This is a genomic window from Streptomyces radicis (assembly GCF_003626575.1).
GTDB lineage: Bacteria > Actinomycetota > Actinomycetes > Streptomycetales > Streptomycetaceae > Streptomyces > Streptomyces radicis.
In genome coordinates this window covers 217,660-225,216 of record NZ_RBDY01000011.1, presented here as the reverse complement: position 1 = coordinate 225,216, position 7,557 = coordinate 217,660, and the positions used below count along the sequence as shown (strand labels likewise).

The window sequence follows — 7,557 nt, the reverse complement described above, 5'->3', positions numbered from 1 at the left end:
GCGGCCGCCCGGAACCAAGAACCGCCGTCCCGCACCCCGCTACGACGTTGGCAAAACCGTCAAACGACCTGAGACCCTCAAGGCCATCGGCAGACCTTGCCGATCTTGGTAGATAAAGAACAAGCTAGGTGACGGCGGCGGACTCGGTGGGGCTGTTGACCGCCCGCTTCATCGCGCCATGGGCGGGCAGCTCAGGGTTGCCCATCAGGCTGCCGACGCTGGAGTTGTTGACGATGGCCCCCGTTCCCACGGTGGCGGTCCCCGGCTCACCGTCCGACGAGGCGCTGTGGCTGCTCTCGGTCCTCGGGACGCAGCGCATGGATGTCCCCAGCTGAGCGCCCAGCTCAACGCGTGGGGCGCGCCTCGGCCCGAACGCTCACCCGCCCTGGGGCGGAGTCGGTCGTGCCGAGCCTCAGGTGCTCGACGTGGTGGACGGCCTGGTCGAGCAGCTCGGCGACGTGGTCGTCGTGGAGGGCGTAGACGACCGAACGGCCCTGGCGCGTCCCTGTGACCAGGCCGAGGTTGCGCAGCAGCCGCAACTGGTGGGAGCAGGCCGACTGTTCCATGCCGACCGCGGCGGCGAGCTCGGTCGCGGCGCAGGGGCCCTCGCGTAGGCGGGCCAGGATGAGCAGCCGCGACGGGGTGGAGAGCGCCTGGAGTGCGGTGGCCACCTGGGAGGCGTTCTCCGCGGTGAGGCGGGTGCGCGGCGCCGCGCCGTCGCGGGGTGTCTGTCCTCTGTGGCCCATGGCGCCATCCTACGGACAATGACACATGAATGGATGTTCAATGATTCCTGTATGGTGGTGCGGTCCGATCGTCCCCCTCGGGAAGGTCTCGCTCCGCCATGTCCTCCACCCTGACCGCGACGGCCACGCCGCCCGCCGCCCCGCCCGCGGCGCGCCGCGGAAGGACGCGCCTGCTCGCGCTGCCCGAGGCCCGCTGGGCGCTGGCCGCGCTCGCGCTCTTCCTGCTGGCGCTCCCGCTCCACCTGTTCGGCGCCCCGTGGTGGCTGTGGGGCCCGCTGTACGCCGCCGTCTATGTGACCGGCGGCTGGGAGCCGGGGTGGGCGGGCCTCATGGCGCTCAGGGAGAAGACCCTGGACGTGGACCTGCTGATGGTGGTGGCCGCGCTCGGCGCCGCCGCCATCGGCCAAGTGCTCGACGGGGCGCTGCTGATCGTCATCTTCGCGACCTCGGGCGCCCTCGAGGCGGTGGCGACCGCCCGCACCGCCGACTCCGTGCGGGGTCTGCTCGACCTGGCCCCCTCCACCGCGACACGGCTGCTGCCCGACGGCGGCGAGGAGACCGTCGCGGCCGAGGCCCTGGCCGTGGGTGACACGATCCTGGTGCGGCCCGGGGAGCGGATCGGCGCCGACGGGCGCGTCGTCGACGGGGCGAGCGACGTCGACCAGGCCACGATCACGGGCGAGCCCCTGCCGGTCGCCAAGGCGCCGGGGGACGAGGTCTTCGCGGGCACGGTCAACGGCACGGGCGCCCTGCGCGTCCACGTCGAACGCGACCCCGCGGACTCGGTGATCGCCCGCATCGTGCGGATGGTCGAGGAGGCGTCGGAGACCAAGGCGCCGACGCAGCTGTTCATCGAGAAGGTCGAGCAGCGGTACTCCCTCGGCATGGTCGTCGCGACCCTCGCCGTCTTCGCCGTCCCGCTGGCGTTCGGGGCGACGTTGCAGTCGGCGCTGCTGCGCGCGATGACGTTCATGATCGTCGCCTCGCCGTGCGCGGTGGTGCTCTCCACGATGCCGCCGCTGCTCTCGGCCATCGCCAACGCGGGACGCCACGGCGTGCTCGCCAAGTCCGCCGTCGTCATGGAACGCCTGGCGCAGGTCGACACCGTCGCGCTCGACAAGACCGGCACGCTCACCGAGGGCACCCCGCGCGTCACCGATGTGCGCCCGCTGACCGAAAGCGGCCTGGACGAAGGGAAGCTGCTGGCGTTGGCGGCCTCGGCCGAGCACCCGAGCGAGCACCCGCTGGCCCGCGCGGTGGTCGACGCCGCCCACGAGCGCGGCCTCGCCCTCGCCACCGCCGAGGACTTCGGCTCGGCGCCCGGCCGCGGCGTGCGCGCAACGGTCGAAGGACACCTGACCGAGGTCGGCTCCCCCGCCCATCTGCTGCCCGCGGAGGACACCCACGCGCACGCGGTGGCACGGGAGCTGGAGAACGCCGGGCGCACCGCGGTCGTCGTGCTGCGCGACGGGGCGACGGTCGGCGTGCTCGGCGTCGCCGACCGGCTGCGCCCCGACGCCGCGGCCACCGTCGCCGCGCTCACCCGACTCACCGGGCGCGCCCCGGCGTTGCTCACCGGCGACAACGAGCGCGCCGCGCGCCACCTGGCCGCAGAGGTCGGCATCACCGACGTCCGCGCGGGGCTCCTTCCCCAGGACAAGGTGGCCGCCGTCCGGGCGTGGGAGCGGGAGGGCCGCAAGGTCCTCGTCGTCGGCGACGGCGTCAACGACGCCCCCGCCCTCGCCGCCGCGCACTGCGGCGTCGCGATGGGCAAGGCGGGCTCCGACCTCGCCCTGGAGACCGCCGACGCCATCGTGGTCCGCGACGAGCTCGCCACCGTCCCCGCCGTCGTCGCCCTCTCCCGCACCGCCAGGCGCCTGGTGATCCAGAACCTCGTCATCGCGGGCACGTTCATCGCCGTCCTGGTCACCTGGGACCTCGCGGGCACCCTCCCCCTCCCCCTGGGCGTCGCGGGCCACGAGGGCTCGACGGTGATCGTCGGCCTCAACGGCCTCCGCCTGCTGCGCGAGTCCGCCTGGACGGGACGGCGACAACGCCCCGCCTGAACGCGCCTCCCGGCCCGCCCGACGTCAGCTCCCCTCGCGTCCCCCGTCGGCGTGGGCCAGCGCGCTGGGCGAGAGGCGCCCGACGATCGCGGGCGCCTCGTGGACGAGCGTGTCGTCGGTGAGCGCCTCGACCATGAACAGCGCGAAGTCCACGCGCCGCGTCAGGTTGCTCGCGAGGACCGGGTCGCCGACATGGCGGCTCCACACGGGCAGCCCCTGGCTCTCGCCCTCCTCCAGGTCGCTCCCCCGCACAACGGTCCACCGCCGGTCGCTGGCGAATATGCGCCGACACGCCTCCACCTGGTCGTCTATTTCGACCGCGCGCACGAGCCGACCCAGCCACGTGGCGACCCTGAGCACCGCCCTGAACCTCCGGGTGTAACGGTCCTGGCCGTCCCTGGTGATGTGCCAGCCGCACGAGAAGACCACGCGCGCGCCGGGGTCGGCGTGATCGAGCACCGCCTGCGCCGTGCCCGACGAGTACTGCCGCACGCCCCACGGCACCAACACGGTCAGCACGCCGTCGCATCCGGCGACGGCCCTTCTGATCACCTCCCGGTCGTTCGTGGGCCCGGGCACGACCGTGATCCGGTCCGCGAACGCGGCGAGCTTCGGAACGCTGCGCTCGCGGCACACGCCGACGACCTCGTAGCCCCGGTCGAGCGCGTGCCGGACCATGTACCGCCCGAGCTTCCCCGAGGCCCCGACGACGCAGACCCTCCCCATCCGTTCCGTGCCCATGCCCACTCCCCACCATCGGACTTACGTTGTAAGTAACGTTAGACTTACGCCGTAAGTCCGTCAAGGGCAGAAGGGAGCGTCCATGGGTGAACGGAGCACCGGACGGCGCACGGGAGCGAGGCGCGCGCCGCTCAGCCGGGAGCGGGTGGTCACCACCGCGATGGCGCTGGCCGACGAGAAGGGCGCGGGCGGGGTCACCATGCGCGCCATCGGCGCGCGGCTCGGCGTCGAGGCGATGTCGCTCTACAACCACGTGGGCGGCAGGGAGGACATCCTCGACGGGATGGTCGACGCGGTGTTCGGCGAGATCGATCTCCCGGCGCCGACCGCCGACTGGCGGGAGGCCATGCGCGACCGCGCCGCCTCGTCCCGCGCGGCGCTCCGCCGCCACCCGTGGGCCGTCGGCCTGATGGACTCCCGCAGCACGCCGGGGCCCGCGACCCTGCGCCACCACGACGCCGTGCTCGGCGCGCTGCGAGCGGGCGGCTTCTCCATCGTGATGGCCGCGCACGCCTTCTCGGTGATCGACAGCTACCTCTACGGGTTCGTGCTCCAGGAGCTGAGCCTGCCGTTCACGGACCGCGCCGAGCTCGACGAGATCGCGGACGACATCCTGCGCGACCTGCCATCCGACACGTTCCCCCATCTCACGGAGCTCATCACCGAGCACGCGCTCCGGCCCGGCTACGACTACGCCGACGAGTTCGAGTTCGGGCTCTCCCTGATCCTTGGCGCGCTGAGCCCTGCGGGCGGCCGCGACGACGGCTGAGGACGGCCCCCTCCCGCTCGCCGTCCGCCGAGTGTCCGGTGTTGTGGGGTGCACGCGTCGCGTCAATGGTGGGGTGGCTACGGCGGGGTGGCTACGGCGGGGTGGCTACGGCGGGGTGGCTACGGCGGGGTGGCTACGGCGGCGGCTACTGGCTGGACGTCCTCCCGTTCGCCGTCGGCCGGTTGGTCGGTTTTGTGGTGGGTGCGGGTCAGTGAGGGCACCTACGGGGGAGGGGGCGTCGGGTGACCGGCCGTCCCGGTAAACGGTAGGTCTCGTCGCTGGCCGGGACCGTTCGCCGAACGGGCGCGGCCGCGACCGTAGTTGGCGGCCGTTTTCCCGGTGGTCTGCTGAGGTGGCGCGCACCCTTCGGGCCTGCCCTGGCCGCCGCTCTCGTCGTTCACCGCGCGCACGTTGAGCTTATGTAGCGGGCCGGTGCTTATCCGCCGCTTACACGAGGTCGGGGTCTCTCCTGAAACAGGGCACGTTCTGTTCAACACAAAGTGTGCGCCGTTTCAAAAGAGCACCCGCCCCGGCATAAGCCGCAGATAAACACCGGCGTGCTACCTGAGCTCAACGGACGCCAGGCTTGAAAACGCTTCCGGCGGCCAGGGCAGGCCCGAAGGGTGCGCGCTACCCCAGCCACCCGCCCAGAAGTCGGCCACCCCCTTGATGAAAATGATTGTCGTTACGTAGGCTCTCCTCGGGGGAGACACCTCCCCGTTCACCCACTCCGCCGCGCCCCTGGGCCAGCACACGGGCGCGCGCGATCCACCCCTCAGCTCGCGGGCGCCGAACGCGCCCGGGAAAAGGAGCAGTTGACCGACATGACCGCATCCATACGCCCACGATGGCGTCCCACCGTCACGGGCCTGCTGGCGGTGACGTTGGCGGCCGGTGCCTTCGGCACCGCGCACGCGGCCGACCCGCTCGTGCTCGACCATGGTCACATCGACACGTTCAACGTCACGGTCGAGGACGGGGAGTTGGTCCTCGACCTGGCCGAGGACGTCACGGGGTCGCACATCAGACACGCCCCCGAGGACGTGCTGCTGCACGTCAAGGAGGACGCCTGGATCGACGGCATCCCCGAGCAGTACCCCGGATCCCCCACGGGCTATGTGCTGCCGCTCACCCAGGACCAGAACCTCATCTGGCCCGGCTGGAACACCGGCGGCGTCGCGGGCAGCGGCCACACCGACGTGGCGATCGAGATCACCGAGGTCAACGGCCCGGGCCCGGTCTACCTGTACACCCTCAGCGGCTTCGGCACGGTGACCTCGCTGCTCGAGGACGGGGGCCATGAACTCCCCGGCATCATCAGGGAGGAGACCCCCGCGCACACCCACGCGCAGTGGACGTTCAGCGAGCCGGGGCAGTACACCCTCACCGCCAGGGCCACCGCCACCGACCCCGACACGGGCCGGTCGCTCACCAGCGACGTCGCGACGTACGCGTTCTCCGTAGGGGACCAGGAGGAGCCGCCGCCCGGTCCGACGAGCCTGGCGATCGAAGGGCTGGCCGACCACTACCACACCGGTGACGCCGTCGAGTTGACGGCGGTGCCCGACGTCGAGACCGACCTTGACCACTACCACTGGTACACCAGGGACTCGCCCTCGGGCGAGTGGGAGGCCGCCGAGGGCGGCGAAGGGGACGCCTACACCGGCACCGCCGAGATCGACGGGCAGCAGATCAGGGCCGAGCTGCTCGACGCCGACCACGCGGTGGTCGCCGAGTCCGAGCCCGTGACCGTGCACATCGACGACCACGAGGGCGAGGATCCCGGCGCCACCACGCTGACCGTGGAGGGCGTGGCCGACCACTACCACCCCGGTGACACCGTCGAGTTGACGGCACGACAGGACCCGGAGACCGATCTCGACCACTACCACTGGTTCACCCGCGCGTCGGCCGAGGCCGGGTGGGCGCTGGCCGGTGACGCCGGAACGGGCGCGAGCTACGCGTTCGAGGCGGCCGATGAGGCCGATGGCCTCCAGGTGCAGGCGCGGCTCTACGACCACGACCACGAGGTCGTCGCCGAGTCCGAGCCGGTCACCATTCGTGTGACCACGCACGACGAGCCCGGCACCGACCCCGACGGCCCCTCGGAAGGGCCGTCCGACGTGCCCGCGGGTGACACCACGGGCGGGGCGAACGGCGGCCTGGCGAACGGCGGTTCCGCGGGCGGCGGGGATGACGCGCCCCAGTGCCTCCCGACCGAGGAGGAGCGCGAGGTCCCCGCGGCCCCGCGGGACGCGCTCGTGCTCGACCACGGCCACATCGACACGTTCAACGTCACGGTCGAGGACGGGGAGTTGGTCCTCGACCTCAGGGAGGACGTGACCGGCAGCCATGTGCGGCACGCCCCCGAGGACGTGATCCTGCACGTCAGGCCCGAGGCGTTCGCCGACGACATCCCCGCCGATTACCCGGGCAGCCCCTCCGGCTACCTGCTGCCGCTCACCCAGGACCCCGACCTGATCTGGCCCGGCTGGGACACGAGCGGCATGGCGGGCAGCGGCCACACCGATGTCTCCATCGACATCTCCGCGGTGGACGGGCCGGGGACGGTCCACATCTACTCCACCAACACGTTCGGCGGCGTCGTCCCGCTGCTCGAGGACGGTGGCCACGACCTCCCCGGCACCGTGCGGGAGGAGAGCCCGGCGCACACCCACGCGCAGTGGACGTTCACCGAGCCGGGGCAGTACACGCTGACCGTGCGGGCCACGGCGACCGACCCCGGCTCGGGTGGGTCGATCACGAGCGACGCGAAGACCTACATCTTCGCCGTCGGGGACGCGCCCGGCGGGCTCGCGCCGCAGGGCGGCACCGCGACCGAGACGGTGACGGTCGGCAGGACGACGGACGGCGAGGACTGTGTGCTGCCGGGCGACCGGCTCGCCGGTGGCAACCTCGCGTCAACCGGGACCGCGCTGCCCCCGCTGCTGCTGGGGATCGGCGCGGCCCTGGTCGCCACCGGGGGCGCCGCGGTCGCCCTGCACCGGCGGCGCCCGACGGCGCGCGCGTGAGCGACACCCAGGCGCCGACCGCGCCGACCGCCTGAGACGCCGTGGGAGGGGACCGACCACCCCCTCCCACGGCCCATCGGGCCCCTGCCGACAACCACCCCAACTCACCCTGCCGGGAAGGCCGATGACCGGGGACAGATCACGCGGGCGCCACAGGATCCGGCGCCACAGGGCCGGGAAGGGCCGCTGCCTCGCAGCCGCAC

General features: G+C 72.6%; 5 protein-coding genes and 1 pseudogene. 3 read left to right on the top strand and 3 right to left on the bottom strand.

Going from position 1 to position 7,557, the window contains the following annotated elements:
- Positions 1–127: 127 nt before the first annotated feature.
- Together D7318_RS33990 and D7318_RS17080 are read right to left on the bottom strand one after the other, a co-directional pair.
- A pseudogene (locus D7318_RS33990) lies at positions 128–256 on the bottom strand (short-chain dehydrogenase); the annotation flags it as partial.
- A gap of 88 nt (positions 257–344) precedes the next feature.
- Positions 345–746, bottom strand: a complete 402-nt coding sequence (locus D7318_RS17080; protein WP_120697959.1) for an ArsR/SmtB family transcription factor — start codon at positions 744–746, stop codon at positions 345–347.
- A 98-nt stretch (positions 747–844) separates the two neighbouring features.
- On the opposite strand from D7318_RS17080, the gene D7318_RS17075 reads away from it, so the two are divergent.
- A complete protein-coding gene (locus tag D7318_RS17075; protein ID WP_120697958.1) occupies positions 845–2,812 on the top strand; it encodes a heavy metal translocating P-type ATPase in 1,968 nt (655 codons plus the stop codon).
- A 24-nt stretch (positions 2,813–2,836) separates the two neighbouring features.
- On the opposite strand, the gene D7318_RS17070 is transcribed toward D7318_RS17075, so the two are convergent.
- Positions 2,837–3,553 (bottom strand): NAD(P)-dependent oxidoreductase, encoded by a 717-nt coding sequence (locus tag D7318_RS17070; protein ID WP_120697957.1) that lies wholly within the window; start codon positions 3,551–3,553, stop codon positions 2,837–2,839.
- An 82-nt stretch (positions 3,554–3,635) separates the two neighbouring features.
- Here D7318_RS17070 and D7318_RS17065 point away from each other — a divergent pair, with 82 nt between their 5' ends.
- Together D7318_RS17065 and D7318_RS17060 are read left to right on the top strand one after the other, a co-directional pair.
- Positions 3,636–4,322, top strand: a complete 687-nt coding sequence (locus D7318_RS17065) for a TetR/AcrR family transcriptional regulator (RefSeq protein ID WP_183091439.1) — start codon at positions 3,636–3,638, stop codon at positions 4,320–4,322.
- An 824-nt stretch (positions 4,323–5,146) separates the two neighbouring features.
- Complete coding sequence (locus D7318_RS17060; protein ID WP_120697956.1) at positions 5,147–7,354, top strand: choice-of-anchor M domain-containing protein; 2,208 nt, start codon at positions 5,147–5,149, stop codon at positions 7,352–7,354.
- Positions 7,355–7,557: the final 203 nt, after the last annotated feature.

Excerpts from the sequence above, each read along its gene's own strand:
- D7318_RS17080 (WP_120697959.1), bottom strand. The coding sequence starts at position 746 with ATGGGCCACAGAGGACAGACACCCCGCGACGGCGCGGCGCCGCGCACC.
- D7318_RS17075 (WP_120697958.1), top strand. The coding sequence starts at position 845 with ATGTCCTCCACCCTGACCGCGACGGCCACGCCGCCCGCCGCCCCGCCC.
- D7318_RS17070 (WP_120697957.1), bottom strand. The coding sequence starts at position 3,553 with ATGGGCACGGAACGGATGGGGAGGGTCTGCGTCGTCGGGGCCTCGGGG.
- D7318_RS17065 (WP_183091439.1), top strand. The coding sequence starts at position 3,636 with ATGGGTGAACGGAGCACCGGACGGCGCACGGGAGCGAGGCGCGCGCCG.
- D7318_RS17060 (WP_120697956.1), top strand. The coding sequence starts at position 5,147 with ATGACCGCATCCATACGCCCACGATGGCGTCCCACCGTCACGGGCCTG.